Annotated in this window: 14 protein-coding genes and 1 pseudogene; 5 read left to right on the plus strand and 10 right to left on the minus strand. The window is 71.3% G+C overall.

From position 1 onward, the window contains the following. The first annotated feature begins 94 nt into the window (after positions 1–94). Positions 95–856, plus strand: a complete 762-nt coding sequence (locus tag QFZ67_RS05535) for an enoyl-CoA hydratase/isomerase family protein (RefSeq protein ID WP_307659963.1) — start codon at positions 95–97, stop codon at positions 854–856. Here the strand turns inward: QFZ67_RS05535 and QFZ67_RS05540 are convergent. Further along, a complete protein-coding gene (locus tag QFZ67_RS05540; protein WP_307659964.1) occupies positions 840–1502 on the minus strand; it encodes a DJ-1/PfpI family protein in 663 nt (220 codons plus the stop codon). The genes QFZ67_RS05535 and QFZ67_RS05540 overlap by 17 nt on opposite strands. Positions 1503–1524: 22 nt before the next feature. Next, positions 1525–1965 (minus strand): annotated as a pseudogene (locus tag QFZ67_RS05545) (DJ-1/PfpI family protein); the annotation flags it as partial. Positions 1966–2069: 104 nt separating this feature from the next. Here QFZ67_RS05545 and QFZ67_RS05550 point away from each other — a divergent pair. From QFZ67_RS05550 to QFZ67_RS05560, 3 genes are all read left to right on the plus strand, one after another. Next, positions 2070–2933: a hypothetical protein gene (locus tag QFZ67_RS05550; RefSeq protein ID WP_307659965.1), complete on the plus strand. Its 864-nt coding sequence runs from the start codon at positions 2070–2072 to the stop codon at positions 2931–2933. Positions 2934–2994: 61 nt separating this feature from the next. After that, positions 2995–3129 (plus strand): LPFR motif small protein, encoded by a 135-nt coding sequence (locus QFZ67_RS05555; RefSeq protein WP_307659966.1) that lies wholly within the window; start codon positions 2995–2997, stop codon positions 3127–3129. 82 nt (positions 3130–3211) lie between these two features. Further along, positions 3212–5644 (plus strand): Tex family protein, encoded by a 2433-nt coding sequence (locus QFZ67_RS05560; protein ID WP_307659967.1) that lies wholly within the window; start codon positions 3212–3214, stop codon positions 5642–5644. 100 nt (positions 5645–5744) lie between these two features. On the opposite strand, the gene QFZ67_RS05565 is transcribed toward QFZ67_RS05560, so the two are convergent. After that, positions 5745–7382, minus strand: a complete 1638-nt coding sequence (locus tag QFZ67_RS05565) for an ABC-F family ATP-binding cassette domain-containing protein (protein WP_307659968.1) — start codon at positions 7380–7382, stop codon at positions 5745–5747. 760 nt (positions 7383–8142) lie between these two features. Then, positions 8143–9186: an oxidoreductase gene (locus QFZ67_RS05570; protein WP_307659969.1), complete on the minus strand. Its 1044-nt coding sequence runs from the start codon at positions 9184–9186 to the stop codon at positions 8143–8145. Positions 9187–9262: 76 nt separating this feature from the next. Here QFZ67_RS05570 and QFZ67_RS05575 point away from each other — a divergent pair, with 76 nt between their 5' ends. Beyond that, positions 9263–10216 carry an FAD-binding oxidoreductase gene (locus tag QFZ67_RS05575; protein WP_307659970.1) on the plus strand — a complete coding sequence of 318 codons (954 nt, stop codon included), beginning with the start codon at positions 9263–9265 and terminating at the stop codon, positions 10214–10216. Between the two features lie 98 nt (positions 10217–10314). Here QFZ67_RS05575 and QFZ67_RS05580 read toward each other — a convergent pair whose 3' ends face one another. The 6 genes from QFZ67_RS05580 to QFZ67_RS05605 form a co-directional block, all read right to left on the minus strand. Continuing rightward, a complete protein-coding gene (locus QFZ67_RS05580) occupies positions 10315–10482 on the minus strand; it encodes a hypothetical protein (RefSeq protein ID WP_307659971.1) in 168 nt (55 codons plus the stop codon). Positions 10483–10692: 210 nt separating this feature from the next. Continuing rightward, positions 10693–12375 (minus strand): BCCT family transporter, encoded by a 1683-nt coding sequence (locus QFZ67_RS05585; protein WP_307665734.1) that lies wholly within the window; start codon positions 12373–12375, stop codon positions 10693–10695. A 122-nt stretch (positions 12376–12497) separates the two neighbouring features. Next, positions 12498–13778, minus strand: a complete 1281-nt coding sequence (locus tag QFZ67_RS05590) for a M14 family metallocarboxypeptidase (protein ID WP_307659972.1) — start codon at positions 13776–13778, stop codon at positions 12498–12500. Then, positions 13775–15751 carry a Xaa-Pro dipeptidyl-peptidase gene (locus QFZ67_RS05595; protein WP_307659973.1) on the minus strand — a complete coding sequence of 659 codons (1977 nt, stop codon included), beginning with the start codon at positions 15749–15751 and terminating at the stop codon, positions 13775–13777. Before QFZ67_RS05595 ends, QFZ67_RS05590 begins: the two co-directional genes overlap by 4 nt. Positions 15752–15843: 92 nt before the next feature. Continuing rightward, a complete protein-coding gene (locus QFZ67_RS05600; RefSeq protein ID WP_307659974.1) occupies positions 15844–16386 on the minus strand; it encodes an NUDIX hydrolase in 543 nt (180 codons plus the stop codon). Positions 16387–16396: 10 nt separating this feature from the next. Beyond that, a complete protein-coding gene (locus tag QFZ67_RS05605) occupies positions 16397–16594 on the minus strand; it encodes a hypothetical protein (protein WP_373429949.1) in 198 nt (65 codons plus the stop codon).

Consider the following 16594-nt stretch of genomic DNA (forward strand, 5'->3'; position numbering starts at 1 on the left):
TCGACTGTTCCTGATCTTCTTCTGCCCGGTTCTCCGGCTCTGTGACCATACTGCCGATCCGGCGGCCGCCGGATCGGCGGATAGCATCCGGCGCATGGAGCAGAGGGAGCGGTCGCAGCCGCAGTTGACCCACACCGTTGCGGACGGGGTCGCCACCGTCGTCATCAGCAATCCCGACAAGCGCAATGCCATGACCGCGGGGATGTGGCGGGCGCTTCCCGAACTGCTCGCGCGGCTGGCGGCGGATACGGCGGTACGCGCGCTGGTGCTGACCGGCCAGGGCGCGACTTTTTGCGCCGGCGCCGACATCTCCTCGCTGCGGGAGCCCGGCGAGACCCCTCAGACCCTTGCCGTACGCGCCGAGGAGGCGCTCGCCGCGTTCCCGAAGCCGACGCTCGCCGCCGTCCGCGGCTACTGCGTGGGCGGCGGCTGCCAGCTCGCCGCGGCCTGCGATCTGCGGTTCGCGGAACAGGACGCGCTGTTCGGGGTGACTCCGGCGAAGCTCGGGATCGTCTATCCGGCCTCGACGACCCGGCGGCTGGTCTCGCTGGTGGGTCCCGCCGCCGCGAAGTATCTGCTCTTCTCGGGCGAGTTGATCGACACGGAACGGGCGCTGCGCACCGGTCTGGTGGACGAGGTGCTGCCGAGGGGCGAACTGGGCAAGCGCACCGCGGAGTTCACCAGGGTCGTCACCTCGCGCTCGCAGCTCACCCAGGCCGCGGCGAAGGAGTTCGCCACGGGCCGTACCGACCGGGACGCCCACTGGGCTGAGCTGGCGCGCGCGAGCGGCGACCCCGCGGAGGGGGTCGCCGCCTTCCTGGAGCGCAGGGCACCCCGTTTCACCTGGAGTGTGTGATCTTCTCCGCCTGGCCGCGCCAGTGCGCGACGATCTCGGCCGGCGCCTTCTCCGGCGAGCCTGCGTCGTACGGCGGCTGCGGGTCGTACTCCGTGAGCAGCTGCACGGTCTGGGCGACCTCGTCGCCCGCGATCCGGCCGAGCAGATGCAGGGCCATGTCGATGCCGGAGGACACACCCGCCGCCGTGACGTACTTGCCGTCGAAGACGACCCGTTCGCCGGTCGGCTCGGCGCCGAGGGGCGCCAGATCGTCGAGCGCCAGCCAGTGCGTGGTGGCGCGGCGCCCCTTCAGCAGACCGGCGCCGGCGAGCACCAGCGAGCCGGTGCACACCGAGGTGGTCCAGGTGCTGGTGGCATCCGCCGTACGCAGCCAGTTGAGGATCGTCTCGTCGTGCATGGCCTCGCGGGAGCCGGGGCCGCCGGGCACCAGGACGATGTCGGGGCGCGGCACCTCTGCCAGGGTGCGGTCGGCGACCAGGGCGAGGCTGCCCTGGTCGCCCCGGACCGGACCGGTCTCCTTCGCCACGAACACGGTCTCGGCTCCGGGCAGCCGGGCGAGCAGCGTGCCGTAGCCGGCCGCGCGCGAGACCTCCTCGACCCCGTCGGCGGTCTCCTCCAGCGTGTTCCAGCCGGACCCGGTCGACATAGCGGCCCGGTGTCATGCCCGTCTCCTCCCGGAAGGCGCGGGCGAAGTGGCGTGGCGAGAGCCTGGCGCGGGCGGCGAGAGCCTCGATGGAGAGATCCTCTTCCGGGTGCTCGGTGATGTGGTGCTGCACGTCGCGAAGCGGCTCTCGGCGCGCGGTCTGGGCGGCCAGCTGGGCGCTGAACTGCGCCTGGCTTCCCGGGCGTCGGCGGGTACGGGTGCCGGGGCCGCCGGGCACGATCAGCGTGTGGGGGACGGCGGCCTCGGCGAGGCTGCTGTCCGGGACGAGGGTGAGGCCGCTCGAGGTGCGGACCGGGGCGCCGTCCAGCGACGCGGTGCGGATCTCGTACGCGCGGCCGGCGGCCCTGTCGGCGCCCGCGAAGACCTCGACCGGGACGGTCACGTCGAGGCTCTGCAGGTCGTCGAAGAGGATGACGAGTACGGATCGCTGGGTCATGGCTTCCATCCTTGGCGGCGGCGGAGATGGCCGCAATGACGGAGTACCCCACCTTTCCTGCCATCCGGGCCCCGGTCTTCACGGCGTACCGACCAGTCGGTAACGTGCCGGGTATGACCTCTCTGCCTCCGCGCGCGGGACGCCGCTGCCACAACGCCCTCAACCCGCTGCACTCGACGGTCTACTTCTCGCCGGACTTCACCGACCAGCTCGCGCAGCTCGGCATCGAGGACGCGAGGGCCGCCTACTTCGCCGGGCGCGGCGCCGCGATGGGCGCCGTCGGGCCGGGTGCGGTCACCGCGGCCTTCTACAACTTCAACCACGAACTGGTCGCCCGGCATCTGCCCGCCGTGTGGGACATCGCGTCCCCCGAGGCCGTCCTGGAGGCCCGGCTGCGCGCCGCCGACAGCACGCTGCGGCGGCTGCTGGGCGACGAGGTCATCGCATCGGAGGAGCTGGCGGAAGCGGCGCGGCTCGCGCTGCGCGCCGCCGAGGCGTGCACGCGGCACGCCCGGCCGCTGTACGCCGCGCATGCCGACCTGACGGTCCCCGAGGAGCCGCATCTCGCCTACTGGCATGCCGCGACCCTGCTGCGCGAGCACCGCGGCGACGGCCACCTCATGGCGCTGCTCTCCGCAGAGCTCGACCCCGTCGAGGCGCTGGTGAGCCACACAGCCACCGGCAAGGGCATGGCGCCGCGCTGGATTCTGGCCACGCGCGGCTGGCGGCGCGCCGACTGGGAGGCCGCCCAGGGGCGGCTGCGGGAGCGTGGAATCCTGGACGCCGAGGGCGAGTTGACCGAGGATGGCGTACGGCTGCGGGCGGAGCTGGAGGAGCACACGGACCGCATCGACCTCGCCCCGTACGAGCATCTGGGGGCCGAGGATGTCGAGCGGCTGACCGAGCTGGGGCGCGGCTTCCTGACGACCGCGGCGGCCTCCGGCGCCTTCCCCGCGGACCTCAGCGGCAAGGGCTGACGTTTACCACGGCCCTCCAGGGCAACCCGGGAGACATCAGTCACCGACCCTGGAGGTGCCCTTGTTCCGCGCAGTCGCAGACGCACTCCGAATGATCGGCTCAGCGATCGCCACCGTGGTGACGCTGCCCTTCCGGATGCTCGCCCGACTCTTCGGCGGAGCCTCGCGCGGCGGAGGCCGAACTCGCCGCGTCTGAAGCGGCAGGCGACACGGCCCCCGGCCACCCGGCACAATGCACTCTCAAGCACAGCCAGCATGAGAAGGCGAGTCGGGGAACCGTGACGACGTCCATCGAAGGCAGGATCGCCGAGGAGCTCGGCGTACGGGAGCGGCAGGTGACGGCGGCCGTCGAGCTGCTCGACGGCGGGTCGACCGTGCCGTTCATCGCGCGCTACCGCAAAGAAGCGACCGAGATGCTCGACGACGCGCAGCTGCGCACGCTCGAGGAGCGGCTGCGGTATCTGCGGGAGCTGGAGGAACGGCGGACCGCGATCCTGGAGTCCGTGCGCGAGCAGGGCAAGCTGGACGAGGCGCTGGAGGCGCAGATCCGGGCCGCCGACACCAAGGCGCGCCTTGAGGACATCTACCTGCCGTTCAAGCCGAAGCGGCGTACCAAGGCGCAGATCGCACGTGAGGCGGGTCTTGAGCCGCTGGCCGACGGGCTGCTCGGCGACCCGTCGGTGGAGCCGCTCGCGGCCGCCGCGGCCTTCGTGGACGAAGCCTTGGGCGTCGCAGACGCCGCCGCGGCGCTGGAGGGCGCGCGGGCGATCTTGACGGAGCGTTTCTCCGAGGATGCCGACCTGATCGGCGAGCTGCGCGAGCGGATGTGGACGCGCGGCCGGCTGGCGGCGAAGGTGCGCGACGGCAAGGAGGAGGCGGGCGCGAAGTTCGCCGACTACTTCGACTTCGCGGAGCCGTTCAAGGAACTGCCTTCGCACCGGGTACTCGCCATGTTCCGGGGCGAGAAGGAGGACATCCTCGACCTGGTGCTGGAGCCGGAGGAGCCGGGCGAGCAGCCGGGCCCTTCGACGTACGAGGGGATGATCGCCCGGCGCTTCGACGTCGCCGACCGCGGACGTCCCGGCGACAAGTGGCTCGCCGACACCGTGCGTTGGGCGTGGCGGACGCGGATCCTGGTGCATCTGGGGATCGACCTGCGACTGCGGCTCCGTACGGCGGCGGAGGACGAGGCGGTCCGGGTCTTCGCGGCGAACCTGCGGGATCTGCTGCTTGCCGCGCCGGCGGGCACGCGGGCGACGCTGGGGCTCGACCCCGGTTTCCGTACGGGCGTGAAGGTCGCCGTCGTCGACTCGACCGGCAAGGTCGTCGCCACGGACGTCATCTACCCGCACGTCCCGGCGAACAAGTGGGACGAGTCGCTGGCGAAACTGGCGCGGCTCGCCAAGGAGCACTCCGTCGATCTGATCGCGATCGGCAACGGCACGGCATCGCGGGAGACCGACAAGCTCGCCGGTGAACTGTGCGCGAAGCATCCGGAGTTGAGCCTCACCAAGGTGATGGTCTCGGAGGCGGGCGCGTCGGTGTACTCCGCGTCCGCGTTCGCCTCGCAGGAGCTGCCCGACATGGATGTGTCGCTGCGCGGCGCCGTCTCGATCGCGCGTCGGCTCCAGGACCCGCTGGCCGAGCTGGTGAAGATCGATCCCAAGTCGATCGGTGTCGGCCAGTATCAGCACGACCTGTCCGAGGTGAAGCTGTCGCGGTCGCTGGACGCGGTCGTGGAGGACTGTGTGAACGGCGTCGGCGTCGACGTCAACACCGCGTCCACGCCGCTGCTTTCAAGGGTGTCGGGCATCGGCACCGGGCTCGCCGAGAACATCGTCGCGCACCGCGACTCGAACGGTCCGTTCCGCTCCCGCAGGGCGCTCAAGGATGTGGCGCGGCTCGGCCCGAAGGCGTACGAGCAGTGCGCGGGCTTCCTGCGGATCCGGGGCGGGGACGACCCGCTGGACGCCTCCAGCGTGCACCCGGAGGCGTATCCGGTGGTGCGGCGCATGGTGAAGACGGCGGGCGAGGCGGTCACTTCACTGATCGGGAACGCGCCGGTGCTGCGGTCGCTGAAGCCGGCGGACTATGTGGACGAGACGTTCGGTCTGCCGACGGTGACGGACATTCTGCGGGAGCTGGAGAAGCCGGGACGCGACCCGCGGCCGGCGTTCAAGACGGCCACCTTCAAGGAGGGCGTGGAGAAGATCGGCGACCTGGCGCCGGGGATGGTGCTGGAGGGCGTGGTGACCAATGTCGCGGCTTTCGGCGCTTTCGTGGACGTCGGCGTCCACCAGGACGGTCTGGTCCATGTGTCGGCGATGTCGAAGACCTTCGTCAAGGACCCGCGGGACGTGGTGAAGCCGGGCGACGTGGTGAAGGTGAAGGTTCTCGACGTCGACATTCCACGCAAGCGGATCTCGCTGACGCTGCGGCTGGAGGACGAGGCCGCGCCCAAGCAGGAGGGCGGCGGCCCGAGGCAGCGGGAGCGGGGTGAGCGCGGCGGGCGTCCGCCGCAGCAGCGCCGTCAGCAGGGCGGGCGCGGGGGCGATCGCGGTGGGGACCGCGGTGGCGACCGCGGCGGGAGCCGTGGCGGGGACCGCGGCGGGAGCCATGGCGGCGACCGCCAGGCTCCGCCGCCGGCGAACAGCGCGATGGCCGACGCGCTGCGGCGGGCCGGTCTCGCGGATCCCGACCGGCGCCGCTGAGGAAGCACAGATGGGGCCCCGTTGCCGGTCGGCGACGGGGCCCCGCGCATGGGTGCGTACGCATGAGTGCCTACGTATGCGGCCGTGCTCGGCTCGGGCCTCAGGCCTCGGTTACCTTGCCCGCGGACACCTCGATACGGCGCGTGGTGTGGACCGCGTCGAGCATCCGGCGGTCGTGCGTGACCAGCAGCAGCGTGCCGGTGTACGAGTCCAGCGCGGACTCCAGCTGCTCGATCGCCGGCAGGTCGAGGTGGTTCGTCGGTTCGTCGAGTACGAGGAGATTGACGCCGCGCCCCTGGAGCAGGGCCAGCGCGGCGCGGGTGCGTTCGCCCGGGGAGAGCGTGGTCGCCGGGCGCAGCACATGGTCCGCCTTGAGGCCGAACTTGGCCAGCAGGGTGCGGACTTCGGCCGGTTCGGTGTCGGGGACGGCCGCGCAGAAGGCGTCAAGCAGTTTCTCGGTGCCGTAGAACAGCCCGCGGGCCTGGTCGACCTCGCCGACCACCACGCCGGAGCCGAGCGTGGCGTGGCCCGCGTCGAGGGGGAGGCTGCCGAGGAGGGCGGCGAGCAGTGTGGACTTGCCCGCACCGTTGGCGCCGGTGATGGCGACCCGGTCGGCCCAGTCGATCTGGAGTGAGGCCGGGCCGAAGGTGAAGTCGCCACGGCGGACCTCTGCGCCGCGGAGGGTCGCGACGACCGAGCCGGAGCGCGGCGCGGACGCGATCTCCATTCGGAGCTCCCACTCCTTGCGGGGCTCCTCCACGGTGTCGAGGCGTTCGATCATGCGCTGCGTCTGGCGGGCCTTCGCGGCCTGCTTTTCGCTCGCCTCGCTGCGGAACTTGCGGCCGAGCTTGTCGCTGTCGGTCGCCTTGCGGCGGGCGTTCTTGACGCCCTTGTCCATCCAGGAGCGCTGCATCTGGGCGCGGCCTTCGAGCGCCGACTTCTTGTCGGCGTACTCCTCGAAGTCCTCGCGGGCGTGCCGGCGTGCGGTGTCCCGCTCCTCGAGATACGCGGTGTATCCGCCGCCGTACAGGGTGATCTGCTGCTGCGCGAGATCGAGTTCGAGGACCTTGGTGACCGTGCGAGTCAGGAACTCGCGGTCGTGACTGACGACGACCGTGCCGGCGCGCAGGCCCTGGACGAAGGTCTCCAGCCGGTCCAGGCCGTCCAGGTCGAGGTCGTTGGTCGGCTCGTCGAGCAGGAAGACGTCGTACCGCGAAAGAAGCAGGGAGGCGAGGCCGGCGCGGGCGGCCTGGCCGCCGGAGAGCGCGGTCATCGGCAGGTCGAGCCCGATGGTCAGGCCGAGCGAGTCGGCGACCTCGTCGGCGCGCTCGTCGAGGTCCGCGCCGCCGAGGGCGAGCCAGCGCTCCAGGCTGTCGGCGTAGGCGTCGTCGGCGCCGGGCGCGCCGTCGACGAGCGCCTGGGTCGCGTCGTCCATGGCGCGCTGGGCGGCGGCGACGCCGGTCCGGCGGGCGAGGAAGTCCCGTACGGTCTCGCCCGCCCGGCGCCCGGGCTCCTGCGGGAGATGGCCGACGGTGGCGGCGGGCGGCGAGAGCTTGAGCTCGCCCTGCTCGGGCCGGTCGAGTCCGGCGAGGAGGCGCAGCAGGGTCGACTTGCCGGCGCCGTTGACACCGACGAGTCCGATCACATCGCCGGGGGCGACGACGAGGTCGAGCCCGGAGAAGAGCGAGCGGTCGCCGTGTCCGGCGGCGAGATCTTTGGCGACGAGGGTTGCAGTCATGAGGGGGCTGATCCTAATCGCGCGGGGGTGGGGGGGTGTTTCGGGGGACGGTGCGGGGGCCTGGGGGACGGTGCGGGGGGCCGCTGCGCGGGCCTTTTCCCCACCCCGCCCCTTCCCGAACTGGGGGCAAGCCCCCAGACCCCCGGGGGCCGCCGGCTTCGCGGCGCGGAGGGCCGCACCGGTGCGGGAACAGCACGCGTGGGCCGAGCCCCCGGGCCGCGGGCTTCGCGGCGTGGAGGGCCGCACCAGTGCGGCAACAGCACGCGGGGCAATCCCCGGACCCCGGGGCGCCTGGTTCGCGGCGAGGACGGCGTCGGGATGATTCCCCCCGGTGCCGCCGGCTTCGCGCCGCGGAGGGCCGCACCGGTGCGGGAACAGCAGGCGCGGCAATCCCTGGACCCCGGGCCGCCCCCCGAGGGCGCTGGCTTCGCGCCGCAGAAGGCCGCACCCTTGTGCGGGAACAGCACGCGGGGCAAGCCCCCCGGACCCGGGGCGCCAGCTCCCCTGCGGGGACGGCGTCGGGATGATGCCCCTCCCGAACCGGGCTCCCCCGGGCCGCCGGCTTCGCGGCGCGAGGGCTGCGCCCCGTGCGGGAACAGCACGCGGGGCAAGCCCCAGACGCCGGGGCGCCCCCCAGGGGGCACCGGCTTCGCGCCGCAGAGGGTCGCACCCCCGTGCGGGAACGCGAGGCCCGTGCGCTCGCCGCGGTACAGCGGGCGCGGGACGCCCCCGCCGCGACGCGCCCCCGCCGCGCCGCGTGTCAGTGGGGCACCCGTGTCACCAGCACCGTCCCCGTCGTCCGCGCCACGAGAAACGCCTCGCCCTTCACCGCCCGCCCGTCCACCGCGACTCGGTGTTCGCCCGGCTCCAGCGTCCCGTCGAACACCTCCCGCGTATGCGTCCGGTGCAGCCGGTCCAGGCGGTACGCCACCAGTCGCAGCCGGCACGTCGAGGTCACCTCCACGTCCGCCGTGCCGGCCGTCGACGTCAGTCGGGTCAGCCTGCGACACTCCAACGGGGCGCGGTCCAGGGCCTGTTCGATCTGGGCGACCAGTACTGGGATTATCGGGGCGAGGCCGTCCACGTACGCCACATCCACGCCCGCCGCCTCGAACGCCGCGCGCACACCCGCGCGCTCCCGCGCGGTGACCGCGCGGCCGAACGCGACCGCGCCATACGTGCGCAGTTCCTCCGCCGGAACCCCCGTGGCGCCGTCGGTGATGTCCGCGCCGATGCCGATGGTCCGCAGGGCCGCGGCCAGCCTGGCCAGTACAGCGACCCGCGCGCCGATCAGCAGGACCCGGCGGCGGACGGGCGCCGCGTCGTCGTGGCCGTCGCCGTCGCCGTCCGGCAGCAGGCGTTCCAGCTCGACGCGGTAGGCATCACCGCGGAAGCGGAACGGCCCTATCCCGTGGTAGCCGTTGAGTTCCAGGTCCGCCGTCTCGGACGTCTGCCAGGCGAAGTCCCGCCACACGAAGTCGTCCTCGTCGCGCTCGATGACGGCCGTCACCGCTCCGCACTGGATGTCCTCGCACTCGGGGCAGCCGTAGATCACACAGCGGCCGCCCTCCAGCGGTGCCGCCGCGTCCAGCAGCAGCGTGCGTACCTGCGCGGTGAAGATCGCCGGGGGCACGTCGGATGCCAGCGGCGAGACGGCGTCGAGGTCGGAGAGCTGGAACAGCAGCGGCCGCCCGTCGACGATGAAGTCCATGAAGTCCCGGTGCACTTGGTAGCCACCATCCGCGAGGACTCCCCCGGCGCGCATCGCCGGCGCCAGCCCGAAGGTCGCGTACACGGCAGACATATCCTGAGTATCCCCACCTGTGCCGTGTTCTGAGCACGGCTGAGCGCGGCAACGGGCATTCCGCTACCGTCCCGGCATGAGCGGCGATGTGTTGGTGGTGGGCGGCGGGGTCATCGGGCTGACGACCGCGATCGTGCTTGCGGAGAGTGGCCTTTGCGTACGCGTGTGGACGCGGGAGCCGGCGGAGGAGACGACATCGGCGGTGGCGGGTGCGCTGTGGTGGCCGTATCGCATCGAGCCGCAGGAGTTGGTCGGCGACTGGTCGCTCGCCTCGCTGCGGGTGTACGAGAAGCTCGCCGATCGCCCCGAGGAGACCGGTGTCCGGCTGGCCGCGGGCATACACGCCGATGTACGCCTGTCGGATCTCGGGCCGTGGGCCGCGCAGGTCGAGGGGTTGCGCGAGGCGGAGGCCGACGAGCTGCCCGAGGGGTACGCCGACGGGCTGTGGGCCAGGATCCCGCTGATCGACATGCCCGTTCATCTGGGCTGGCTGCGGCGGCGGTTCGAAGCCGCGGGCGGCACAGTGGAGCTGCGTACGGTCAGCTCCTTCGCCCAGGCGGCGGACCGGGCGCGGGTCGTGGTCAACTGCACCGGGCTCGGCGCGCGCGAGCTGGCCCCGGACGATCAAATGCGGCCGGTGCGCGGGCAGTTGGTACTGGTGGAGAACCCCGGGATCGAGGAGTGGTTCACCGCGGCCGACCATGCGTCGGCCACAACGACGTACTTCTTTCCGCAGCCCGGGCGGCTGATTCTGGGCGGCACCGCGGAGGACGGCGACTGGCGCCTCGCGCCCGATCCGGCGACGGCCGAGGAGATCGTGGCGCGCTGTGCGCGGATCCGTCCGGAGATCGCCGGGGCGCGGATCCTCGGACACCGGGCGGCGCTGCGCCCGGCGAGGCCCCAGGGCGTACGCATCGAGGCCGAGCCGCTGCCGGACGGCGGTCTGCTGGTCCACAACTACGGCCATGGCGGCGCCGGGGTGACGGTCGCCTGGGGCTGCGCCCAGGCTGCGGCGGCCCTCGCCTCGTAGCCCGGGTGCTCCGTCACGAACCTCTCGGGGGCTCCGTCACGAACCTGACGAGCTCCGCCCCGGCTCCCGAGGATGCGGGGGCCGGGGCGGAGACCGGGTCAGGCGTTGTTCTCGGCGTCCTGGCAGTTCTTGATCTTGCGCTGGATCGCGGCGGCCTGCGCACGCGCCTTCTTGGCCTCGTCGTGCGCGCCGAGCCGGTCAAGCTTCGCCGCCTTCGACTTGAGCTCATCGACCTGGTGGCGCATCTTGTTGATCTCACAGATCACGATGCCGCCGGCGCGGACATCCGCCGTGGAGGCGGCCTACGCGGGGGCGGCGGTGAACAGCAGACCGCCGGCCAGGGCGGCGGTGATGGCGAGTGTGGTCGTACGACGCATGGTTCCTCTTCCTTCCCGTGCACCACGTTCCAAGTGCACGGCTGTGCAGCCTCGTTGAGAGACTTGATCAATACCAGTCGGTAACCCTAGCCGACGTGATCACGGGGTCTCGACCGGGTTGCGCTGGTCGTCGGGGCCCGCGCCCGGCGGCCCGATCCGGATCTCGAAGTCGCCGTCGTACTTCTTGTGACCCGCGATCACCGCCAACTCCACGGCCTCGACCCCGATCTCGCCGCGCACGATCAGCGGGTCGTGGCGCAGATCGCGCATCAGCGCCACGCACATGCCCACCATGACGATCACGAACGGCGCGGCCACCAGGATCGTCAGATTCTGCAGTCCCGCCAGTGCGTCGCCCTTTCCGTTCCCGATGAGCAGCATGATCGCCGCGACGGCACCTGTCACCACGCCCCAGAAGACGACCACGAGTTTGGACGGTTCGAACGAGCCCTTCTGCGACAGCGTCCCCATCACGATGGACGCGGCGTCCGCGCCAGACACGAAGAAGATGCCGACCAGGATCATCACCAGCAGGCTCATCGCCGTGGGGATCGGATACTGCTGCAGCACCGCGAAGAGCTGGCCCTCCGGCGTCGTCTCGTCGCCTAGCTGCTTGCGCTCCTGCAGCTTCATCGCCGTACCGCCGAAGACCGCGAACCACACCAGGCTGACGGTGCTCGGCACCAGGATGACCCCGCCGACGAACTGACGGATCGTGCGCCCCCGGCTGATCCTGGCAATGAACATTCCGACGAACGGCGTCCAGGAGATCCACCAGGCCCAGTAGAAGACCGTCCAGCTGCCCAGCCAGTCGGCGACGCCCTCGCCGCCGGTGGCCTCGGTGCGGCCGGCGAGCTGTGGCAGATCGCCCAAGTAGGAGAAGATCGACGTCGGCAGCAGATCGAGGACGATGATCGTCGGCCCCGCGACGAAGACGAAGACGACGAGCAGCAGCGCCAGCACCATATTGGTGTTGGACAGCCACTGGATGCCCTTCTCGACGCCGGAGACCGCGGACGCGACGAAGGCAACGGTCAGCACCGCGATGATGCCGACGAGCAGACCGGTGCTGACCTTGTCCATCCAGCCCAGCTCCTGGACGCCACTGCCGATCTGCAGGGTGCCGAGGCCGAGCGAGGCCGCGGAGCCGAAGAGCGTCGCGAAGATCGCGAGGATGTCGATGACCCGGCCGGGTGCGCCGTAGGCGTTCTTCTTGCCGATGAGCGGCACGAAGACCGCGCTGACGGTCTGTCGCCTGCGGCGGCGGAAGGTGCTGTAGGCGATGGCGAGTCCTACGACGGCATAGATCGCCCAGGGGTGCAGGGTCCAGTGGAAGAGCGTGGTGGCCATGGCCGTCTGCATGGCTTGCGCCGAGTCGGCGGGGGCGGTGCCGGGCGGCGGCTTGATGAAATGGGCGAGCGGCTCGCTCACTCCGTAGAACATCAGGCCGATGCCCATGCCCGCGCTGAACATCATGGCGACCCAGGACACCGTCCGGAACTCCGGGCCCTCGCCATCCTGCCCGAGCGGGATCTTGCCGTAGCGGCTGATGGCGAGCCAGAGGGCGAAGACCACAAAGCCGGAGGCGGCGAGCACGAACGCCCAACCGCCGTTGTGGATCAGCCCGCTCAGCATCTTGCTGGAGACGCTCTCGAGGGTGTCGGTGGCGACGGCGCCCCACACCACGAAGGCGAGGGTGAGGATGGCAGTGACGCCGAAGACCACCCGGTCTGTCCTGGCGCGCTCGGTCTCCTGAGGATGGCCGGGGAGAGCCGCCGTCACCGGCCGCTCTCCCCGGCTTCCCGGTTGCTGTTCGTCGTGCGACACGAGTGGCACCTTTCAAGGTTTGGACCTGCTTTCACTCCTCCGCTACCCCCTACCACAAGTGATGCACGCCACCCTCCTCAACAGGCGGTGACCGGTTGCCCCGCTGTGAGGTGGTATGCCGCACGGGAATCGAGAAGCAGCGGGATCAGTTCGCGCTGGGACTGGCGCAGCGGTACGAACGCCCCGTCCCCCTCCGGCCTCGACGCGACGCCGTGCAGCGCCAGTTCGTCCCGCACGTCCGCGTACTGCGCCGCGTCGAGGCGGTAGCCGCAGGGCGGATCCTCCAGGGTCTCCTCCGCCGTCGCCGGGTCGTTGTCGGCGCCGCCCAGATAGACCGGACCGCGGTCCTTGAAACCGGCCAGCCTCGCGGCTCCGGTCGCCACCTCGATCCGGCCGCGCCGTTCGTCGACGAAGACCAACAGACCGTCCACGGCGGTCAGTTGACTGTCGACCCGGCGACGGTTGTTCAGCGCGGGGTCGGCCTTCTCCTCCTCCGTGAGGGGGTCGACGCGGCTCTCGATCAGCAGGCCCAGGGCGTTCTTGACGCCCGAGGCATTGCGCAGGATGCGCTCCTGGCCGTCGCCCGCCACCTGCTTGACGGGGTCGCCGGTGACCGGGTCGGTCCATATGCCGTAGGTGCCGGTGCTGAAGCCGCTGTCGTGCGCGGCCGGGCGGACGTAGTGCTCGGAGAGGGTCTGCGACTCCTGGTGAACCTTGGCGTCGGTGTTGAGGTTGCGCGGCCAGAGGTCGAAGAGGTCCTTGTCGTAGTACGGCGGGGTGGCGCCGTACTCGTGCAAGTCGTAGACGATGTCCGGGCGCTGGTCCCGGATGACGGCGGCCAGCGCCCGCGCCTCGGCGGTCTTCAGGGCGATGTGGTCGCGGTTGATGTCGACCCCGTCGGAGTTGCCGCGGGTGTCCGCCGCCCGCCCGTCCGGGTTGGCCGTGGGGACGACGAGGATTCTCGTACGGGACAGCAGCCGGCGGGTTTCGCCGTCCCTGGCGTACGCGAGATCGCGGATCGTGGTCAGACAGGCGTCGCGGCCCGAGGGCTCGTCGCCGTGCTGAGTGCAGATCAGCAGGACGGTGTTCGCGGCGTGCTGAGCGCCGATGTGTACGAGCTGGAGCGGCCGGCCCTGCTTCGTGGTGCCGATCCGGCCGACCGAGACCCGGTCGCTGCCGCGGTCGACGGCGGCGAGGAAAGCCTGCTCCTCGGGCTGGCTGGTCCAGCGCGCGCCTTGGCTGGTCTCGAAGCCGGTACGGGGCAGGCTGTGCGCCGCCTCGGCCGGCGCCGTGACCAGCGGCACGGCAAGCGCTGCCGCCGTGACCGTCAGTGCCAGGGTGCGGATACGGGACGTCATCGGCTGTCGCCTCCCGGGATCGGGCGGATGGGACGCGGCTCGGCCACACCGCTGAGCCGGGCTCCGCGCGGGGTGACGGACGCGGTGGACCCCGCGGTGGCGCGCACAAAGGCGGCGGGGCCGCCGACGATCGGCAGCTTCGCCGATGTACGGGCCAGATCGAGGGTGAGCGCCGGAGTGCTCGCGGGCGGGTCGATGAGGTCCCTGTCCGTGCCGCCGACGATCAGGGCGAGCCGGTGCCCGGCCGGGACGACATGGTCACTTGCGTGCAGATCGAGAGTGATGGTGTACGCCGTGCCGGGGGTCAGCGGGCGGCCCTTCGCGTCGGAGGCGTGGTTGCCGAGGTCCGCCCACCCGCGGCTGAAGACCGTGTAGTCGACGGCTGCCGTGCGGGCCTTGGTCGCCTTGAAGCAGGGGCTGTCGCCCGGGGTGCTCGCGCCCCAGCAGCTGCGTTCGGCAAGGGTGGTGATGCCTTCGCCGGCTGCCGCGTAGTCGCGGATCGTGTCGGGGCCGAGGTCGACGAGGACCGCGGAGAGATGGGCGCTGGTGGTGGACGGCGTGGCGGTGATGGTCACCCTGGAGGAGCCGGACAGCCGAAGGTCACGGCCGAGGGGCTTGGTGATGAACCCGGCCTTGGAGGAGGTCGACCGGTCGATCTGGGCGGCCCAGTCGGTCTCGTCGAGCGTCGGGTCGTCGGTGAAGGTCTCGGTCGCGCCGGGGCGTGCGGGCTGCAGACTCAGCGTGCCGACGCCCGCCGCCGCACCCTTGTCCGGGCGGAGGCTGGTGGTGTCGGTGGACCGGGGCGGCCAGACGCGGTCGGTGGACCACCGGTCGGGTGCGCGCTCGATGTCGGCCATCGGCTCGCGGTCGATGCCGTTGTCGTAGCCGAGAAGGTAGTGGTCGAACCAGCGGTGCAGGGTGCTGACCCACTCGGCGCGGCGGAAGTCGAACGGGTCGACGTGCCCGGTCTGCGAGAGCCAGACCTTGCGCTCCACGCCCTCGTCGGCAAGGGCGTCCCACCACTGGCCGAAGTGCTTGGAGCGGACGTTGAGGTCCTGCATTCCGTGCACGGCGAAGACGCTGGCCTCGACATTGTCCGCGTCGGCAACGTAGTCGCGCTCGCTCCACAGCCGGGTCAGATCACCGCTGCGGGGCGCCTCGTCGACCAGCCGCTGCTGGACGGCCTGGCAGCGGGCGCGGGCGTCGGGGCTCTCGACATAGTTGGAGAGCCAGTCGGGGCCCGAGTTGTAGAGCGGGGCGCCCTTGGCGAAGTAGTAGTCGTACCAGGAGGAGATGGCGCCGATCGGGACGATCGTCTTGAGCCCCTCGACTCCGGTGGCGGCCACGCCGTTGGCGATCGTGCCGTCGTAACTCTTGCCGATCATGCCGGTGCTGCCGGTGCTCCAGCCGGCCCGGGCACGCTCGCCGCCGGTGCGGGTGGTGTAGCCGCGGCCGCGGCCGTTCAGCCAGTCGACGACGGCCTTGGCGGACTGGATGTCCGAGCGGCCGCCGACGTCGACGCAGCCGTCGGAGCGGTTGGTGCCCGCCAGGTCGACCGCGACGAAGGCGTACCCGCGCGGGACAAAGAAGTTGTCGTAGTAGAGCGGAAACTGGACGGGGTTGCCATTCGCGTCGTATGTCTTCTTCTGGCTCTCGTTGCCGCGTCCGCAGCAGGAGTAGTACGGACTGGCGTCCATGATCACGGGAATCTTCCGGCCCTGCTGCGCGGGCTCACGCGGCCGGACGATGTCGACGGCGACGCGATCGGTCCGCCCGTCTCCGTCGCCGTCGAGCCGGGTGTCCACCCATATGGACTCACGGATGGCGTTCTCGTACGAGTAGACGGGTCTGCTCTCCCGTACGGGCGCGCTGTGTGCGCCTGTCGGGGCCAGGGTCATGGCCATCAGGGCGGCCGAGGCCGCCGCCACCAGCGATCTGCACGTCAAGCGGGCGCCCCGCGCGTGTGTCGGCATGGGCGGAAGGTACTCCGGTCAACTCCTGTGCAACAGAGGGCATTCGGCTGCCCCAATCGATCTCGGCGGATGCGACGCGACCGCCACTCTCGTCAGCGCAGCGCCTGCATGACGCGGCTGCGCAAGATCTCGTCCGCGATGGTGTCGGCGAATCGCCAGGCCGCGGCGGTGACTTCTTCGGTTTGCAGCTCGACGATCTCGGCCGAGGTGCGGAGGAGGAACCGGAAGTCGAAGTGCCGGTGGTCGGGTTCGCCCTTGGCGGGGTTGGCGGGGATGTGGTGGGCGTCGACGTGAATCGGTCGGTCTCGGGCTGGGATGACGACCGAGGCCGGGATGCCGGTTTCCTCGGTCAACTCGCGCTGGGCGGCGGCGAGGAGGCTGGTGTCGCCCCCTTCGAGGTGTCCGCCGGGCAGCAGCCAGCGGTTCAGGGCGCGGTGCTTGACGTGGAGGATGCGCCCAGCGGGGTCGGCGAGGATCGCTCCGGCGGTGACATGGCCTCGGAACTCCTTACGGCTACTGAGGTTGGCCTCGGCGTCGAGGAGTTCCGGGATGGCTGCGAGCCGCCATTTCTCGTCGGGGTGGGCGTCGAGGTAATTGGCGAGGGTCGCGCGGATATGGTCGGGCGTGATGGACACGGGGGGCTCCTCACCGATTGAAATAGTCGAGCCAGGTCGCGGCGATGACGGCGCGATCGGTCGGACTGATCTCGTGCATGCCGGGGTCGAACCCGCCGCGGGCAAGTGCGGCGGAAGCAGCGAGTATCTCGGCCTGCACGAGCAAGATGAACGGCTGGCTACTTTCATCACAAAGTCGGGAATTTACTGCGGCGTAGTTGCGCCTCAT

The organism is Streptomyces sp. V1I1 (genome assembly GCF_030817355.1).
Classification (GTDB): Bacteria; Actinomycetota; Actinomycetes; order Streptomycetales; family Streptomycetaceae; genus Streptomyces.